General features: G+C 62.1%; 17 protein-coding genes. 7 read left to right on the forward strand and 10 right to left on the reverse strand.

The window, feature by feature from the left end:
- Nucleotides 1–21: 21 nt before the first annotated feature.
- From B9Z47_RS17935 to B9Z47_RS17965, 7 genes are all read right to left on the reverse strand, one after another.
- The gene (locus B9Z47_RS17935) at nt 22–2,199 is read right to left on the reverse strand and encodes a TIM-barrel domain-containing protein (RefSeq protein WP_108332578.1); all 2,178 of its coding nucleotides are present in this window, start codon (nt 2,197–2,199) and stop codon (nt 22–24) included.
- Nucleotides 2,196–3,236: an ABC transporter ATP-binding protein gene (locus tag B9Z47_RS17940; RefSeq protein ID WP_158271709.1), complete on the reverse strand. Its 1,041-nt coding sequence runs from the start codon at nt 3,234–3,236 to the stop codon at nt 2,196–2,198. Before B9Z47_RS17940 ends, B9Z47_RS17935 begins: the two co-directional genes overlap by 4 nt.
- Nucleotides 3,237–3,269: 33 nt before the next feature.
- Nucleotides 3,270–4,319, reverse strand: coding sequence for a carbohydrate ABC transporter permease (locus tag B9Z47_RS17945; protein ID WP_108332579.1), 1,050 nt, complete (start codon nt 4,317–4,319; stop codon nt 3,270–3,272).
- 1 nt (nt 4,320) lies between these two features.
- Entirely contained in the window at nt 4,321–5,298 is a 978-nt protein-coding gene (locus B9Z47_RS17950) for a carbohydrate ABC transporter permease (RefSeq protein WP_108332580.1), read from the reverse strand.
- A 114-nt stretch (nt 5,299–5,412) separates the two neighbouring features.
- Nucleotides 5,413–6,690: an ABC transporter substrate-binding protein gene (locus tag B9Z47_RS17955; RefSeq protein ID WP_108332581.1), complete on the reverse strand. Its 1,278-nt coding sequence runs from the start codon at nt 6,688–6,690 to the stop codon at nt 5,413–5,415.
- Between the two features lie 38 nt (nt 6,691–6,728).
- Nucleotides 6,729–7,901, reverse strand: coding sequence for a Gfo/Idh/MocA family protein (locus B9Z47_RS17960; protein WP_233253872.1), 1,173 nt, complete (start codon nt 7,899–7,901; stop codon nt 6,729–6,731).
- A gap of 37 nt (nt 7,902–7,938) precedes the next feature.
- On the reverse strand, nt 7,939–9,510 hold the full coding sequence (locus B9Z47_RS17965; protein WP_233253873.1) for a glycerol-3-phosphate dehydrogenase/oxidase: 1,572 nt from the start codon (nt 9,508–9,510) through the stop codon (nt 7,939–7,941).
- Between the two features lie 142 nt (nt 9,511–9,652).
- Between B9Z47_RS17965 and B9Z47_RS17970 the strand changes: the two genes are divergently transcribed.
- Entirely contained in the window at nt 9,653–10,453 is an 801-nt protein-coding gene (locus tag B9Z47_RS17970; protein ID WP_108332593.1) for a DeoR/GlpR family DNA-binding transcription regulator, read from the forward strand.
- A 63-nt stretch (nt 10,454–10,516) separates the two neighbouring features.
- On the opposite strand, the gene B9Z47_RS19075 is transcribed toward B9Z47_RS17970, so the two are convergent.
- The 3 genes from B9Z47_RS19075 to B9Z47_RS17980 are packed head-to-tail and all read right to left on the reverse strand — an operon-like array spanning nt 10,517 to nt 11,543.
- Nucleotides 10,517–10,876, reverse strand: a complete 360-nt coding sequence (locus B9Z47_RS19075) for a hypothetical protein (RefSeq protein WP_233253874.1) — start codon at nt 10,874–10,876, stop codon at nt 10,517–10,519.
- Nucleotides 10,876–11,148 (reverse strand): zeta toxin family protein, encoded by a 273-nt coding sequence (locus tag B9Z47_RS19080; protein WP_233253875.1) that lies wholly within the window; start codon nt 11,146–11,148, stop codon nt 10,876–10,878. The genes B9Z47_RS19075 and B9Z47_RS19080 overlap by 1 nt, the downstream gene beginning before the upstream one ends.
- 41 nt (nt 11,149–11,189) lie before the next feature.
- Nucleotides 11,190–11,543 (reverse strand): hypothetical protein, encoded by a 354-nt coding sequence (locus B9Z47_RS17980; RefSeq protein WP_108332594.1) that lies wholly within the window; start codon nt 11,541–11,543, stop codon nt 11,190–11,192.
- 378 nt (nt 11,544–11,921) lie between these two features.
- On the opposite strand from B9Z47_RS17980, the gene B9Z47_RS17985 reads away from it, so the two are divergent.
- From B9Z47_RS17985 to B9Z47_RS18010, 6 genes are all read left to right on the forward strand, one after another.
- Nucleotides 11,922–13,286 (forward strand): saccharopine dehydrogenase NADP-binding domain-containing protein, encoded by a 1,365-nt coding sequence (locus B9Z47_RS17985; protein WP_108332582.1) that lies wholly within the window; start codon nt 11,922–11,924, stop codon nt 13,284–13,286.
- Nucleotides 13,283–13,843 carry a hypothetical protein gene (locus B9Z47_RS17990; protein ID WP_108332583.1) on the forward strand — a complete coding sequence of 187 codons (561 nt, stop codon included), beginning with the start codon at nt 13,283–13,285 and terminating at the stop codon, nt 13,841–13,843. Before B9Z47_RS17985 ends, B9Z47_RS17990 begins: the two co-directional genes overlap by 4 nt.
- A gap of 3 nt (nt 13,844–13,846) precedes the next feature.
- Complete coding sequence (locus B9Z47_RS17995; protein WP_108332584.1) at nt 13,847–14,962, forward strand: glutathionylspermidine synthase family protein; 1,116 nt, start codon at nt 13,847–13,849, stop codon at nt 14,960–14,962.
- 8 nt (nt 14,963–14,970) lie between these two features.
- A complete protein-coding gene (locus B9Z47_RS18000) occupies nt 14,971–15,345 on the forward strand; it encodes a DUF350 domain-containing protein (protein WP_199226470.1) in 375 nt (124 codons plus the stop codon).
- A 76-nt stretch (nt 15,346–15,421) separates the two neighbouring features.
- On the forward strand, nt 15,422–15,760 hold the full coding sequence (locus B9Z47_RS18005; protein ID WP_108332586.1) for a type II toxin-antitoxin system RelE/ParE family toxin: 339 nt from the start codon (nt 15,422–15,424) through the stop codon (nt 15,758–15,760).
- A complete protein-coding gene (locus tag B9Z47_RS18010; RefSeq protein ID WP_108332587.1) occupies nt 15,757–16,038 on the forward strand; it encodes a helix-turn-helix domain-containing protein in 282 nt (93 codons plus the stop codon). Before B9Z47_RS18005 ends, B9Z47_RS18010 begins: the two co-directional genes overlap by 4 nt.
- The last annotated feature ends 422 nt before the right edge of the window (nt 16,039–16,460 follow it).

Here is a 16,460-nt window from a genome sequence, read left to right on the forward strand (position 1 = left end):
GGACTCAAAACCCAAGCCCGGTCAGAACTGGAGTACCCCGGCCACCGGGTCATCGTGCCGGGGCACCTGACCGGGCGCGGCAGCGGCCACGGCGATCTGGGCGCCTTGCGCCACAAACAGCGGCAGCCGCGTCAGCGGCGCGTCCACCGTGTGCCAGGCACCCGATGCCAGCGTCTGTCGGGTTTCAAAGTCCACCCAGCAGCGGCCATCGCTGAGCTGGGGCAAATACAGGCGTTTTTCGCGCTGGCCTTCTTCCAGCACAGGCGAGACCAGCAGGCTGTCGCCCAGCATGAACTCATCCGCATCGGCCAGGCACTGCGGGTCGTCCGGGAAGTTGAAGAAGGTCGGGCGGATGATGGGCACATGCTTTTGCGCGGCCTGCTCAAAGCAATCCCACAGGTAAGGCATGAGCCGGTAGCGCAGGGCAATCGCCTCGCGCACGGCGTCGGTCACCTCGGCGTGCATCCAGGGCAAATTGCTGATGCCGCCGTCTTTCCAGGAGTTCATGACCATGCGGGGGTTCAGGCAGCAAGCCTGCACCCAACGCAAAAACAGCTCTGGGTCGGGCAAGGGGCCATAAAAGCCGCCCACATCGTGGCCGACGTTGAACATCCCCGACAGGCTCATTTGCAGGCCGGTGCGCAGGTTCCACTTGAGCGTGGCCCAGCTGGTGGTGTTGTCGCCCGACCAAGTTTGGGCATAACGCTGCAAACCGGGCGGGCCGGCGCGGGTCACGGTGAACACCGGCTCACCCTGCTGCCCTTGGCTGGCCGCGTGGGCTTGCTGCGCCTCAAAGGTGGCGCGGGTCATCAGCAGCGCGTGCAGCGGTCGGCTGCGGTGCATGGGCAAAGCCGTGCCCCAGGCGTCGCTGTAAGCGTCTTCGTTCTGGATCGCGTATTCGTTGTTGTCGTTCCAGCCCGCGTCAATGCCTTGGTCCAGCACCTGCCGCTGGAGTTGCTCCTGCCACCAGGCCACGGCCTGCGGGCGGGTAAAGTCCAGGTGCGAGCCCTGCCCGTCCCAATACGGCTCGACCACCGCCTGCCCGGTGGCATGGTCTTCGATGAAGGCGTGTTGGGCATTCAGGCTGCTGTAGGCCGGGTGGTCGTCGAGCAAACAAGGCTTGATGTTGGCCACCAGGCGCATGCCGTGGCTCTGGAATTTGCGGTTGATGGCCTTCGGGTCGGGAAACTTGTCGTGGTTCCAGGTGAACACATAGCGCTGCTTGCCCCGGCTGGAATAGCCCGAACCGTAGTGGAAAGACGAAATCGGGATGCGGTGGCGGGCGCACTCGTCAATGAACTTGTCGAGCTGATGTTGTGCATCGGGCGCATCGGCCAGGCCCATGGCGGTTTGGGCATAACCCAGACTCCAGCGCGGGGGCAAGTGCGTGCCGCCGATGAGCGCCACAAACTGCGCCACCACTTCAGCCGGGGTGCGCCCGAGCATGACGTAGTAGTCGAGGTCTCCGTCATCGATGTCCACCGTGCGGAAAAAGCCGTGGTAGTTGTCGTGCTCGCAGCCCAGATCAAAAGTGCAGGTGGCCAGCGTGTCGTAATACAGGCCCACCCACAGGCCGTCCACGGTGCGCGACAGCACGAAGGGCCAGTGCTTGTAAAGCGGGTCGCCGTTTTGCGGGTCGTAGCCCAGCGCGTCCTGCCCCAGACAGCGCAGGCGGCGGCCATGCAGGTTCAGCGGGCCGGTCTTGTCGCCCAGACCAAAATAATGCTCTTGCGGATCGCGCACCACGCAGTGGCGCACCAGGCCGGTGCGGCGCTCTTGCAGGTAGGCGCTGGTGGGCCGGTCTTCGAGCACGGTTTTGCCGCTGGCAGCGTCTACCCAGTGCAGGCGCAAGGGGCTGTTGCCACCGCCTTGCAAAGAGACCGACAGGCGATCGGTTGACAGCGTGGTGAGGCCTTCGGCCTGCGACAGGCTCAGGGCCGGACGCTCAAAACCGTTCAGCGCGTTGCGAGGCCGACCGGCCCAAGGCAGCTCGCCGCTGAACCCCTGCGCAATCGCCCAGGTGTGGGGTTCGCGAAAGCCTTGGGCAGGCACCAGCGTGACCCTCGCCATCGTGGGCGACAGGAAAGACAGCTGCAAAGCGCCGCCGGTGGTGAAGGCTGCCGTGGCGTCGGGGCCGGTGCGCTCTGCGGCGCTGGCACCGTGCGCCGGCGTCCAGGCGGAAGTCATCAAGGGGTTCATGCGGTCACCTGCGCCATGCGCTGTTCGTGGGTATCAAAAGCATGCAGGCGCTCGGGCCGCGTCGTGAAATGCAAGGTCTCTCCGGCCTGCGGGGCGCGCTCGCCTTCGATCAGCACCTCCACCCGGGTGCCATCGGTCAACACGCCGTGCAGCAAACGCTGCGCGCCCAGGTATTCGGTGCCTTTGACCTGCAAGGCCAGGCCCGCATCGGCCGCGCAAGCCGTCCAGTGCTCGGGCCGGATGCCCACTTGCTGCGCCTGCGCCGGGATGCTGGCGCGCAAGGACGCGGCCGTGCGCGCCGTGGCCGCCGGGATGAAGTTCATGCGCGGGCTGCCGATGAAGCCGGCCACGAACACATTGGCCGGGGCCTCGTACAAAGCCTGGGGCGTGCCCACCTGCTCAATGCGCCCGGCTCTGAGCACCACGATCTTGTCGGCCAGGGTCATGGCTTCCACCTGGTCGTGCGTCACATACACCATGGTCGCGCCCAGGCGCTGGTGCAGCTCGCGCAACTCGGCGCGCATGGACACGCGCAACTCCGCATCCAGGTTGGACAGCGGCTCGTCAAACAAAAAGATTTTGGGGTTGCGCACAATGGCCCGGCCAATGGCCACACGCTGGCGCTGACCGCCCGACAACTGGGTGGGCTTGCGCTGGAGCATGGCATCAAGGCGCAGCAGTGCCGCCGCGTCGCCCACTTTTTGGGCAATTTCGGCCTGCGGCACTTTGGCGTTTTCAAGGCCAAAGGCCATGTTGGCGTACACGCTCATGTGCGGGTACAGCGCATACGACTGGAACACCATGGCGCAGCCCCGGTCTGCAGCCCCCACCTCGTTGACCCGCTGACCGTCGATCAAGAGATCCCCCCGGGTGGGCGAATCCAGGCCCGCAATCATGCGCAGCAAGGTGGATTTGCCGCATCCCGAAGGCCCGACAAACACGACAAATTCGCCATGCGCGACCTGCAAATCCACGCCATGGATGACGTGGGTCTGGTCGAACGATTTTTCAATGGAGCGCAGTTCTAAGGTGGACACGGGTGTTCGATTCAAAAAAGACTGGGGGAGGCGTCACTTGACGCCCGCACTGGCGATGCCGGTGGTGATGTAGCGCTGCAAAAAGGCAAACACCAGCGTAACGGGCACCAAGGTGATCACCGTCATGGCCAGCAGGTAGTGCCACTGGGTGTTGAGTTCGCCTTGAAACGAATTGAGCGCCAACTGCAGCGTGAAAAACTCGCTTTTGGACAACACGATCAGCGGCAGCAAAAAGTCGTTCCAGCGCCACATGACCGAAAAGATGGCCAGCACCGCCAGCGCCGGGGCCGACAACGGCAGCACGATGCGCCAGTAAATCCGCCACTCGCTGGCATGGTCCATGCGGGCCGCTTCGATCAGCTCGTCAGGGATGGTCAGCATGTACTGGCGCAACAAAAACACCCCGGTGGGCGTGGCCACGGCCGGCAAGATCACGCCCCACAGGCTGTTGAGCAGGCCCACCGAGTTGATGACCAGAAACACCGGCACCAAAATGATGGTGGGCGGGATCATCAAGGTGGCGATGATCAGCAAAAACACCGCCTTTTGGCCCTTGAACTGGTATTTGGACAGCGCAAACGCGGCCATCGAGTTGAACAACAAGGTCAGCAAGGTGGCGACCACCGTGATGAACACGCTGTTCCAGAGGTAAGCGCCAAAGGTGAATTTGCCAAACAAGTCGGTGTAGTTGCTGGTCGCGAACTTCAGCTCGTTGACCGGCACCCGCTCACGAATATTGACCTGTACCGACTCGGCGGGTTTGGTCGGGTCGACCATGGTGGCCATGATGCCGATGCGGCTGACCTGCGCCAGCTCGCGGGTGGTACCGCCCTCGCCCGCCACCTTGAACAGCGGCAAGGGCTTGTCGTGGCCCGGCACCTGCACCTGCACCTGGCTGTAAGGCAAAAAGCTCGGCGGAAACTGGCCAATGGCCGACTCGGTCTTGAACGACGACATGAGCAGCCACACGACCGGGGCGAACATCACGAACAGCCCTGCCACCAAATAGGCGTAACTCAGCACATCGGTCCAGTGCAAGCGCTGGCGACCACGGGTGAGCGTGAGAAAACGAAGCGCCTTCATGTCATTTCACCTTCTGGCCAGCCTGGCTGGCGCGGGTCAGGCGCAACTGCGCCAAGGTCAGCACGATCAAAAACACCGCGAGCGACAAAGAAGCTGCCGCCGCCAGCCCATACAAATGGATCTGCTCGGCAAAGCCCGTCTGGTAGATGAACTGCACAATGAAGGTGGTGGCCGAGCCGGGGCCGCCGCCGGTCAGCACAAACACCTCGTCAAACACCTGCACCGCCCGGATGGCGGCCAGCACCAGCACCACGATCAGGTTGGGCATGAGCAGGGGCAAGGTGATGCGTGTGAGGGTGCGCATCGGGCTGGCCCGGTCCATTTGCGCCGCCTCGTACAGATCACCGGGAATGGCCTGCAATCCCGCCAGCAAAATCAGGGTGTAAAAGCCCATGTGCGCCCAGATCGACACGAACACGGTCCAGAAAAAAGCCCAACCGCCGTCGGTGAGCCACTCCACTGGCGGCATGTCGAGCGCCACCAGCCCGGCGTTGAACACGCCCTGGCTTTGCAGCAGCCATTTCCAGATGAGCGCCACCACCACGGGCGACAGCAACACCGGATAGAAAAACACACCGCGCCAAAAACCGCGCCCCATGATTTTGCGGTTGAGCACCAGCGCGGTGATCAGCGAAAACAGCACCATCAAACCCACTTGCAGCAGGCTGAACTTGAGGGTGTTGAACATGGCACGCCAGAACACGTCCTTGCGGCAGGTCACCAGGTCAAAGTAGTCCCGGCATTCAAACAGGATCTGAAAGTTTTCTGCACCCGTGTAAGGCCGTTGCATCGGCATGAGGTTGACGCCGCCGGTGGTGGCATACACCAGGTTGATCAGGATGGGCAAAAACGTGAAGAGGCCAAACACCAGCAGGTTGGGTCCCACAAACAGCCAGCCCAGGCGGGAGGTGCCCAGCCAGCGCTGCCCGAGCTTGAACAGCGGTTCCAGCAGATTAAAAAAGAACGACAGGAATTGCACGAACCACCTTCAGACACGAACAGAAACGGCGGTGCACGCCAGGCGTGCACGCCTCAAAGCAGCACGATGCAACGCTGACCAGCTGGTCAGCGCAGCATCGCCAGGCACTTGCGCTTACTTTTGCGCCTGCTTCAGCGCGTCCTGCATGTCGGCGTTGATCTTGCCGATGGCCTCGTCAGAGCCCATTTCACCCACGATGACCTGCGTCACACGGGCCACGGTGGGCAGCATGATGGCGCGGTTGAACTTGTAGCCCTGGAACTGGTAAGCCACCGGGGCCAGACTGGCCACGCCGCTGCCAAACACGCCCAAAGCGGCCTTGGCACCCGGTTGGGCGCTGGCGTAGTTCACGCCTTTTTTGGCCAGACCGGCATGTGCCGGAATGTTGTTGGTGCGGGCGCTGAAATCGGCATAAGCCGCTTCAGAGGCCATGAAGTCCAAAAAGGCCCCCACTTCTTTGGGCGACTTGCTGGTCTTGAGCGCTGCCCAGGCGGCACCGCCGGGGATGCCGGTGCAGGCAGCCGGGCCGCAAGGGTTGGGCACCGCCACCCAGTCAAACTTGTTGGCCACGTCTTTTTGCAGGCGGTTGATTTGCCAGCTGCCCGACAAGACCATCACCACGTTGCCGTTGATGAACTCACCAATCGAGTCGGCATAAGTGGAGCCGCCCGAACCTGCCCACACCTCGCGCAGCATGGTGCCGTCTTTGTGCCAGGCGACGAACTTGTTCACGGTGGATTTGTAGCCGTCGTCGATCACCGGGTTGCCCTGGGCGTCAAAAATTTTGGCACCGTAGCTGATGGCGGGGCCTGCGAAACGGTGACCAGAACGGTCCCAGGCCACAGCGGCCTTGGTTTGGGTGGCTTTGGCCACTTTGCGGGCAGCGTCCATCCACTCGTCCCACGAGGCTTTGGCGCCAGGCATGGGCACTTTGGCCTGCTCAAACAGGGTTTTGTTCACATACGGGCCGGTCATGGTCAGCTGCGACATGAAGCCGTAGACACCCTTGTCCGCAGGCGTCGGGCGCAGCCAGGGGGCAGTGGTGCCAAAGTTGGCGTCCCAGTATTTGCGGTCTTTGATGTGGGCCGAGATGTCCATGTAGTACTTGGACAGGCCGCCCAGATCGGTCACGCGGGCGATGTCCGGACCCTGACCAGCGGCCAGTTGCACCGGCAACTGCTCGACGATGGTTTTGTAGGGCACGGTATCGACGATGACTTTGGTGCCCGGGTTTTGCGCTTCAAAGCGTTTGGCCAGGTCAGCCGTCACGTCGCACTCGGTGCCGTCCTGGTAGCACATGACGCGGATTTCACCGGCTTGTGCAAGGTTGTGACCCAGCGTCAGGGCCGAGCCCAGAGCCAGTGCGATGGGAAGAATGCGAACAGTTTTCATGGAAGTCTCCTCGTTGTGGTGTAAAAAAAGCGAAAAACTCAAACAGTATCCAGCAAATCGGGCAAGGCGTAGTCGCCACGGGTCAGGTCGATCGCCTGGCCTGTGCGGGCGGATTCTTGCGCCGCCAGGCCCATGACCACAGCGGCCAGGCCGTCGCGCAAGCCCACCTCCACCGTGCCCTGCCCCCGCACCACGGCGTTGAACTTCTGGTGCTGGTACAAGGTCGAGCCGTTGTGGTCACCCGCAGCCAGCGCCACCGGGTCCACCGGCACATCCAACTCGCGCGGGCCTTTCGGGTCGCGTGGGCTGATGACCAGTTTGGGCACCGGTGCGTCGCCCAGGTGTGCAGGCCAAAAGCGCCCGGGGCCGGGTACAAAACATTCGGCCTTGCCCAGCGGGCCGACCACCGAAATCTCTTCTTGGTAGCGAGCCCCTTCGGCAAACATGCACAGCTCCAGCAAGGCGCGCTGGCCCGAAGCAAAGTCCACGATCACATAGGCGTTGTCCAGAATGTCGGGTGTGCCGTCGGGGTAGGTTTCATCCAGGTGGTTGTGGTCCACCCCGGCCGAGGCGAACACGCGCACCGGTTCACTTTGGGTCAGGTGGCGCATCAGGTCAAAAAAGTGGCAGCACTTTTCGACCAGCGTGCCGCCGGTGTAGCGGTTGAAGCGGTTCCAGTCGCCCACTTTGACCAGAAATGGAAAGCGGTGCTCGCGGATGCTGAGCATCTTCACCGGGCCGGTGTGCTGCTGGCCATGCACCTCTTGCGCCAGCAGGGCCACGGGCGGCATGTAGCGGTATTCCATGGCCACCCAGATGGGCGCGGGGTAACTGGCTTGCAATGCGGCCAGACTGCGCACATCGGCCAGGCTGGTGCAGGCGGGCTTTTCGAGCAGCACCGGCAACGGACGCAGGCGGGCGATCTCGCGCAACTGATTGGCATGACAAAAGTTGGGGCTGGCGATCAGCAGGCAGTCCACATCGGGTGATGTCACCACCTCGGCCAGACTGGCGGCGCTCTGCGCCTCCGGCACAAGCGCCAGGCTGCGCGCCAGCATGTCAGCATCCGGCTCAAAAATGCGCGTGACCTGTGCACCGGGCAGCAAGGCGATGTTGCGCAAATGCTCCTGACCCATCATGCCGCAGCCGATGATGCCGTAGCGCACGGGGCTCACAGCGGCCATGGTGGGGGCGGTGTTTGTGGTGTTCAAAGCCAAATCCCTGTTCGGTTCAAAGTTTCAAAAAATTTCAGTCGGCCAGCGTGTAGCGTTGGCACAAATCCAGAAAGGCGGGCAACTGAGGGTCGAGCCCGGTCTCTTCTTGCAGCAAGGCCGCCACGGCCGGGGCCATTTTCGCCGCCAGCCGGGCGTCCAAAAAAAGAGCCCGCCAGCGGCGTGCAAGCATATCTTCAACCGTCAGCGCCCACTCGTGGCGCGCCGCAAAACGCACCATGGCCTCGCTCAGGCCCATGCCCAGATCGCGCCCTGCCCCCGGCAAGGCCTGCACCTGAGCCGCCTCGCTGCCCCACATATGCAAGCCCGGTGCCGCGCTGATCGGGAGCAGCGGCGCGCCCGCCAAAGGCGCGCCCACCAGCGTGTGTTGAGCGGTCTTGCCAGGCCCAAGGGCTGCAGGCGGTAAATCGTTGTGGGCCCGGATCGACCGCATCACGTCCTCGGCCATGCTGCGGTAAGTTGTCCATTTGCCGCCGGTCACGGTGAACAAGCCCGGGGCTTCGCGCTGGATCAGGTGTTCACGCGACATCTGGCTGGTGGCTTGGCCATCGGTGTGGCCCACCAGTGGACGCAAGCCCACCCAGACGCTGCGCACATCCGCCCGCGTGAGCGACACGCCCAGCGACTGCCGGGTTTCGCGAAACAAAAAGTCCAGCTCCTCCTGAAGCGGCAAAGGCTCCAGCGGTGCATCGCTGCGCGGGGTGTCGGTCGTGCCGATCACCGTGGCCCCCAGCCACGGCACGGCAAACAGCACGCGGCCATCGGCGGTGCGGGGGATCAGCACCGCTTCACCGATGGGCAGGCGCTCACGCGCCACCACCAGATGCACACCCTGACTGGGCTTGACCAGTGCGGGCACAGTCTGGCTGCCAGCCCAGGGCTGCAACACCATGCGGCGCAAGGCATCCACCCAGACCCCGGTGGCATTGACCACGCAACGCGCCTGCACCGTCTGCACCATGCCGCTGCGCTCATCCCGCAAATCGACTTGCCAGCCCTGCGCCGAAGGGGCCAAAGCCGTCACCCGCATGTGGTTGTGCACGCTGGCACCGGCCTGGCGTGCGGTTTTGGCCAGCGCCAGCGCCAGCCGGGCGTCTTCAAACTGCCCATCCCAATAGCGCATGCCTGCCACGGCACCCGCCACCATGCCGGGCAGCCCCGGCAAGCACCGGGCCAGCGCCTGTCTGGACAGCGCCACCGTGGCCCCCAGGCTCATGCGGCCCGACAACCACTGGTAGGCCTTGAGCCCCAAACCCGTCCAGGCCCAGGACAACCAGTTCGCACCGGGCACCACAAACGACAAAGGTTGGGCCAGGTGCGGGGCCAGCCCCAGCACCGTGGTGCGCTCGCGCAGCGCCTCACGCACCAGGCGCAAACGGCCTTGCGCCAGATAGCGCACACCGCCGTGCAGCAGCTTGGTCGAGCGCGACGACGTGCCACTGGCAAAGTCACGGGCCTCCACCAAGGCCACGCGGCGCCCCTCCAGCGCCGCCTGCACCGCCACCCCCAGGCCCGTGGCACCGCCACCGACGACCAGCAGGTCCCAAACCAGGTCATTGGGCAAGGCATTCGACGCAGAGGGTTTCAAAAATATCCTTTAAACAATCAAAAAACAATGATTGAAATGATTCGCTTTTGATTGTATCTGTGAAAATACGCCTGTTATCGGGATTTGGCGTGAGCCTAGTGAAGACCCCTACACTTCTCGAACCTCCTGTTTTTTCATGACCATGGCCCTCAATCCCCGACAAATCGCCATCTTGCAAGCCGTGCGTGCGCAAGGCAGCGTCAAAACCGAAGCACTGGCAGAGCAATTCGGCATCACCTTGCAAACTGCACGGCGCGATGTGCAGCGCCTGACCGAAGCGGCCGAGCTGGAGCGTTTTCATGGCGGGGTGCGGGCGGTGGACTCGTCCACCCGCAACACCACCTACACCGAACGCCAGCGCACCCAGGCCCAGGCCAAACAAGACATCGCCCGGCAAGTGGCCGCGGCCATCCCAGACGGGGCCAGCCTGTTCATGAACATCGGCACCACAGTGGAAGCGGTGGCCAGTGAACTGCTGCACCACAGCGGCTTGCGGGTGGTGACCAACAACCTGCATGTGGCCCGCATCCTGGCGGCCAACCCGCAGTGCGAGGTGGTGGTGGCCGGCGGCACCGTTCGCCACGAAGATTTGGGCGTGGTGGGTGAAGCGGCGCTCAGCTTCATCCGGCAGTTCAAGGTGGACATCGGCCTGATCGGCATCAGCGGCATCGACGAAGACGGCACGCTGCGTGACTACGACATGCGCGAAGTCATGGTGGCCCGCGCCATCGTTGAGCAGTCAAGGCAAGTTTGGCTGGTGGCCGACCACAGCAAATTCGGCCGCCCGGCCATGATCGAAATGGCCCCACTCCGAGCGGTGCACACCCTCTTCACCGACCTGCCGCCCGAACCTGCGCTGGCGCAGTTGATGGACGATCAGGGGGTGCAGTGCGTGGTGGCGCAAAAGGGGGGCAACACGGCGGATGCACCAGACGCCATCTGAGGCCACACCAGCGCCCGCGCCCCCCTACCGCTTACCTCCCGCTGACTTCACGCCAAGCCAGAACTACGAAACCAACGGCGTGGGGGCCTTGGCTGGCTGAAGCTTTTTGGCCCAAGCCGGTGGCCGCACCACTTGCCAATGCCACACCCCATGACGCCAACGGGCCACCAGCTTGGGGCCCGAAATGCCGTGTCGGCCAACACCCGAGGTGTCGTAAAGCAAAGCCAAATCGGCCAAGGGAATGGCCTCGTGCAAATTCTGCAAAGTCCGTGGGTAACGCGCCAAAATGCGCTCGCTCGGCACATCGTGCCCGCCCTCGGCCACACGCTGCGCCACCCGGCCCAGCAACTGACGCGGGTCATTCACACACACCACCAACAGCACCACCACCACGGCAAAACCCGCCGCTCGCGCATCTCGCATCAAAGCCAATTAGACGGATGAGAAAACACCGTTTCGCTCACAAACGACTGGCCCTGCGCCAGACAAGCGGCGCGACGCGCATCGGCCCAAGCCCGGGCTTGGGCAGAACGCAGTTCGGGATCGGTGATGGGCTGGAGGGCATGGGCTTCGTGCAGGTCCGCATTCACAAATTCGGCATCAGACGGCAACAAGCCCGAAGCAACCGCTGAGCGGTACAAAGTGGATTTGCCAGCCCCATTCGGGCCAGCGAGCAAAAAGAAAACGGGCTTCAAAAACGGCAATCGCTCAGGCGGCAATATTCAGGCGGCATGACTCAGGCGGCCTTCATCACCTGACGGCGGTTGCTCTGCGCGGTCAGGCGCACGGCCTGCACCAGACGGCCCGAACTTTCAGCGGCCAAAAAGTCGGCTTCCAGAGCGTCCAGCCGTTCGGCATCCGCAGGGGCGGCCTGGTGGACATCGTAGAGCGCGATGGCCTCGCGCGCCTCAGTGACCGTCAAACCCGATGCCTCGGCAATGCGGCCCAAGGTTGCCCAATACTCGATCTGCCCGGCCACCGAACGGCGCATGGGTGAGGCCGCCTCTCGGGCCTGACTGACCAAACCTGAAGACAACTTGACGGATGAAAACGAAGATGAGGACGAAGACGAAGACGACGATGCGGACATGAGGCTCTCCTTTTGGCGCACTTTGCGCCACAAAAAGCCAACACGGCCATGCATCGCTCAAAAAACCATGGTGGAGACCATGAAAAGAAGCATCCACACCCACCGTGTTCAAGCCTGTGGATAAGCCCTAGGACAACTGCGCCAAGGCGCATGGCGTCTGGGCTGGCGTCATGCGCTTAAAAAATGAGCAGGACGGCTACGGACTGCCGAGGGGAAGAATGCATCAAGTACTGAACTTTATGACTTATTTTTTCAAATATAGTAGTTACATTAAATCATAAGAATGACCGTACAGCCAGAACATCGAGCAAGGTCTGAAGGCTCCACTCACCAGTTCTCCTGCGCTGTAGCCGCCACATCTGTCATCACCTCACACCTTTGAAAGCCCCCGCACCCCGCTTCCCCCTCATCGGCTTTGGCGCTGTCGGCCAAGGCCTGGCACCTTTGCTGGTGCAGGCTTTGGGGGTAGAGCCCTCGCGCATCACCGCTTGGGCAGCCGATCTGGAAGGGGCCTCTGTGGCGCAGGCTGTGGGCATTGCCCTGCAATTGCAGCCCCTCACACCCGACAACCACGCCCAACTGCTGGCCGCGCATTTGCAAGCGGGTGATGTGTTGCTGAATCTGGCGGTCGAAGTCAGCAGCCATGACCTGATCGCCTGGTGCCAACAAAACGACGTGCTGTATCTGGACACTGGCATTGAACCCTGGCACGGCGGCTACCAGCCCGACCAAGGCCTGGAGCCCACCACCAACCAATGGCTGCGCGAACAAGTGCTGGCGCTGCGCCAAGCTGACTGCGCCACCGCCGTGCTGGCGCACGGGGCCAACCCGGGCTTGATCTCGCACCTGGCCAAACGGGCATTGGAGCAACTCGCGCACGATCAAGGCCTGCCCTTCCCACCTGGCCGCTGGGCCGACTTGGCGCAGGCGCTGGGTGTGCAAGTTATCCAGGTGGCCGAGCGCGACACGCAAACCGTCCACCGCCCCGTGGCGGCGGGCGAGTTTTGCAACACTTGGTCCGTGCCAGGCTTTATCAGCGAACTGAGCCAAGCCTGCGAAGCGGGCTGGGGCAGCCACGAAAGCACCCTGCCCCCAGGCGCACAGCGCCCCCGCCAAGGCTCGCAAGCCAGCATCTACTGGCCCCACCCTGAGCAAGGCCTGGTTCAGGTCAATTCGTGGGTGCCATCCGTTGGCGACAGCCTGGCCTGGCTGGTCACGCACAACGAATCGATTTCATTGGCCGAGTTTTTGACCGTGAAAGACGCTCAAGGCCAAACCAGCTACCGCCCCACGGTGTATTTCGCCTACCAGCCCTGCCCGCCAGCCTGCCAGTCAATTGCGCACTGGCTGGGCCAGCACAAACAAACCCCCAACACGCAAAACGTGATACCTCTGGCCGACTTGCAGCAAGGCCAAGACGAGTTGGGCGTGTTGCTGTGCCACGCCACAGGCGCCTATTGGTACGGCAGCACCCTCACCCTGCAGGCCGCACGCGCCCTGGCCCCGCACAACAGCGCGACCACCTTGCAAGTGGCCGCAGGCATTGTGGGCGCACTGGCCTGGATGCTGGACCACCCCCGCGCAGGCATCACCGAAGCCGAAGCCATGGACAGCGACCAAGTGCTGAGTGTGGCCCTGCCCTACCGGGGCCATGTGGGCGGTACACACACACCATGGCACCCCGGCCCTGACTGGCGCTTTCAACATTTCATTGCCCTCTTCATTGCATCACCCACACCATGAAACGATCCCTCTCCGTTCCCTTGATCTTCCTCGGCACCCTGGGCGGGCTGACCGGCTGCGGCGACGAGCCGCCTGCCAACACCGAGGTACAAGTCAAACAAGACTTTTACGCCAGCCTAGAGGACTGCCAGCGCGACTGGGGCAATGAGCCAGAAAACTGCCAACAGGCCCTGACCACCACCAACTTCAATGGGCAAGACACCGTGAGCAGCGGCTACGCAGGCAGCAACGCCGCCACAGACAGCACCAACGCCATGACTTCGGCGGGCACCAGCACCACCACGTCTTCGGCAGGTTTTCATGGCGGCGGTGGTTACCGCTATTCGGGCCCTCGTTATTACTGGTACCGCAACGAATACGGGGGCTACCCCATGGCCGTGGATTCCAGTGGCAAAACCCGTCCCGTCATCGGCAGCCGCATCCCGCCCTCCGGTGCCCAATTCGCCAGCCAATCGGTCAACACCCGCACCGCCATGCCCACACACATGACGGCATCCAAAGGCGTGGTGCGCAGTGGTTTTGGCAGCTTTGGGCGCGGCCTGAGCGGGGGCGGCTGAGCCATGCAACGCCTGACCCTGACCCCACGGCCCGACAAAGCCAGCAAGCTCGAAGCCATTGGCCTGTCCTTTCACGCCTGGGACGACTATTGGAACGAAGCCGCCTGCTACCGCTTCAACGCCCAACAGGTGGACGAACTCGAAGCCGCCACTGAAGAACTCCACGCCATGTGTCTGCAGGCGGTGGGCCATGTGATCGCACAAGGGCGGCTGGCGCAGCTGGGCTTTCCCAAGCAGGCGCACGCCTTGATCGATGCCTCGTGGCAAAAGCGCGAGCCCAGCCTGTATGGCCGTTTTGACCTCGCGTATGACGGCCACTCGCCCCCGCGCATGCTCGAATACAACGCCGACACGCCCACCTCGCTGCTCGAATCGGCCGTGGCCCAGTGGTACTGGCTGCAAAACGTCTTTCCGCAGGCCGACCAATTCAACTCGCTGCACGAACGCCTGGTTGAGCGCTGGCAACAGCTGGGCGTGCAAGGGCCGCTGCACATCGCCTCGCTCGACGACAACGAAGAAGACTGGGTCTGCACCCATTACCTGATCGAAACCGCCCTGCAGGCCGGGCTGCAAGCTGAACACATCACCCTGGAAAACATCGGCTGGAACGCCGCACAACAGCGCTATGTGGACATGGCGCAAAAACCCATCACCACCCTGTTCAAGCTCTACCCCTGGGAATGGATCTTCCAAGAGCCGTTTGGTCAGCACATTGCGGCCAGCCAAACCCGGTTCATAGAACCTGCCTGGAAAGCCGTGCTCTCGTGCAAAGGCATCCTGCCCGTGTTGTGGGAACTGTTTGAAGGCCACCCTAACCTGCTGCCCGCTTACTTTGAGCCCGGACAGCTGCAGCACTACGCCCGCAAACCCCTGTTTTCACGCGAGGGGGCCAATGTGCAACTGCACACCCCACAAGGGCTGAGCGCCGGAGCCGAAGGGCCGTATGGTGCGGAAGGTTTTGTGTTCCAAGCCTTGGCCCCCATGCCGCAATTTGATGGGCGCTACCCCGTCATCGGCTCGTGGATTGTGGGCGACAGCGCAGCGGGCATGTGCCTGCGCGAAGACACCCGCCCCGTCACCACCAACATGAGCCAGTTTGTTCCCCACTTTTTTGAATGAGCCCCAACATGCAAGCCTTTCTCGCCTTCCTCCAGTACTTTGTGGCCGCCCTGCTCTTGCTGGCCGCCTTTTTGGCGGTGTATGTGCGCGTGACGCCCTACAACGAGTTTGAACTCATCGGGCAAAACAACGCCGCTGCCGCCATCTCGCTGGCCGGTGCCTGCATCGGCTTTGCCCTGCCCATGGCGGCGGCCATCTACTTCACCCACGACCTGCTCGAAATGATCAAATGGGCCGCCATCACCGGCGCAGCGCAAATCGCCGTATTTACCCTGCTGCGCCGCTTCGCCCCCGCCATCGAACAAGGCCACACCGCTCCGGCGATCTTTATGTGCGCCATGTCGGTGGCGACGGGGGTGTTGAATGCGGTGTGTATGAGTTGAGCTCATTCGCCGCCTTCTTTAAACCGGTCGCAAGAACGTCATTGCCGGCACATATAATATTTTGTATGTTTTCAACATGACTGATCCCAAACTTGTCGAATTCCGAGGCAGTTCTCTGGATGATCTTCGTGCCTTTCCCCTCGCGGCAAGGCGCGAAGCAGGTCATCAAATTGATCAGGTGCAAAGCGGACAAGCGCCGGACGACTGGAAGCCCATGAACACGGTGGGTCAAGGCGTCAAGGAAATTCGGATTCGGGATGCTGCCGGCGCATTCCGGATCATCTACGTTGCCAAGTTCGCCGATGCCGTCTATGTGCTTCACTGCTTCCAAAAGAAGACTGAGAAGACAAGCAAGGCCGATCTGGACTTGGCTGCAAAGCGTTATCGAGACTTATTAAAGGAGCTAGGCCTATGAGCAATCAACGGTTTGCCAGCGTCTGGGATGCCATTGAGGACACCCCGGAGGAGGCAGAAAACATGAAGCTGCGCTCGATTCTCATGACGGCGCTGAAAAACCACCTGACCCGCACAGAAATGAGTCAGGCACAGGCCGCGAAACTGTTCGGCGTGACTCAGCCACGCGTCTCAGACCTAATGCGCGGCAAGATCAACCTGTTCGGCCTTGATGTACTGGTGAACATGGCCACAGCTGCCGGACTTCACATTGAAATGCGCGTGGTTGAAGCCGGTTGAACTTACGGTTTTGCTTGTCTCAAACCAACTTATTTAATCGAACACCAATGCCATCATTTATATGTTGAAAAAATCACCAATTCATTGGCTATCTTGCCTACTGATTTTCATATCTCTTTTCGGATGTACTTCCCCACAGAAACCGATCGCACATGCTGTTGCCGAGAGTTCAGGGAGTGCTGGCGCCATTCACATTTACCGGCCAATCAGCGACTGGAAAGCTCCGGCGATTACCTTCAAAGTGTTCGTCAATGACCAGTTCTTTGCTGATTTGACGCACGGAGGTGAAATTAAACTAACTGTCATGAATCCAGAGCGACGCCCCGAATGATGAAAGAAACTTGAGGGTGGAGGAGCCAAGGGTAGATGCCGAGAAACTTTTTTGGGGACCACAACCCCGATAGCTAACTTGGCACGCCATC

Source organism: Limnohabitans sp. 2KL-1, from assembly GCF_003063435.1.
In the GTDB taxonomy this organism is placed as follows: domain Bacteria; phylum Pseudomonadota; class Gammaproteobacteria; order Burkholderiales; family Burkholderiaceae_C; genus Limnohabitans_A.

What these genes read in the sequence shown, in the direction of transcription:
- B9Z47_RS17935 (WP_108332578.1), bottom strand. Translation starts at nt 2,199, where the DNA reads ATGAACCCCTTGATGACTTCCGCCTGGACGCCGGCGCACGGTGCCAGC.
- B9Z47_RS17945 (WP_108332579.1), bottom strand. Translation starts at nt 4,319, where the DNA reads ATGAAGGCGCTTCGTTTTCTCACGCTCACCCGTGGTCGCCAGCGCTTG.
- B9Z47_RS17955 (WP_108332581.1), bottom strand. Translation starts at nt 6,690, where the DNA reads ATGAAAACTGTTCGCATTCTTCCCATCGCACTGGCTCTGGGCTCGGCC.
- B9Z47_RS17970 (WP_108332593.1), top strand. Translation starts at nt 9,653, where the DNA reads ATGGCCCTCAATCCCCGACAAATCGCCATCTTGCAAGCCGTGCGTGCG.
- B9Z47_RS19075 (WP_233253874.1), bottom strand. Translation starts at nt 10,876, where the DNA reads ATGCGAGATGCGCGAGCGGCGGGTTTTGCCGTGGTGGTGGTGCTGTTG.
- B9Z47_RS17980 (WP_108332594.1), bottom strand. Translation starts at nt 11,543, where the DNA reads ATGTCCGCATCGTCGTCTTCGTCTTCGTCCTCATCTTCGTTTTCATCC.
- B9Z47_RS17990 (WP_108332583.1), top strand. Translation starts at nt 13,283, where the DNA reads ATGAAACGATCCCTCTCCGTTCCCTTGATCTTCCTCGGCACCCTGGGC.
- B9Z47_RS17995 (WP_108332584.1), top strand. Translation starts at nt 13,847, where the DNA reads ATGCAACGCCTGACCCTGACCCCACGGCCCGACAAAGCCAGCAAGCTC.
- B9Z47_RS18000 (WP_199226470.1), top strand. Translation starts at nt 14,971, where the DNA reads ATGCAAGCCTTTCTCGCCTTCCTCCAGTACTTTGTGGCCGCCCTGCTC.
- B9Z47_RS18005 (WP_108332586.1), top strand. Translation starts at nt 15,422, where the DNA reads ATGACTGATCCCAAACTTGTCGAATTCCGAGGCAGTTCTCTGGATGAT.
- B9Z47_RS18010 (WP_108332587.1), top strand. Translation starts at nt 15,757, where the DNA reads ATGAGCAATCAACGGTTTGCCAGCGTCTGGGATGCCATTGAGGACACC.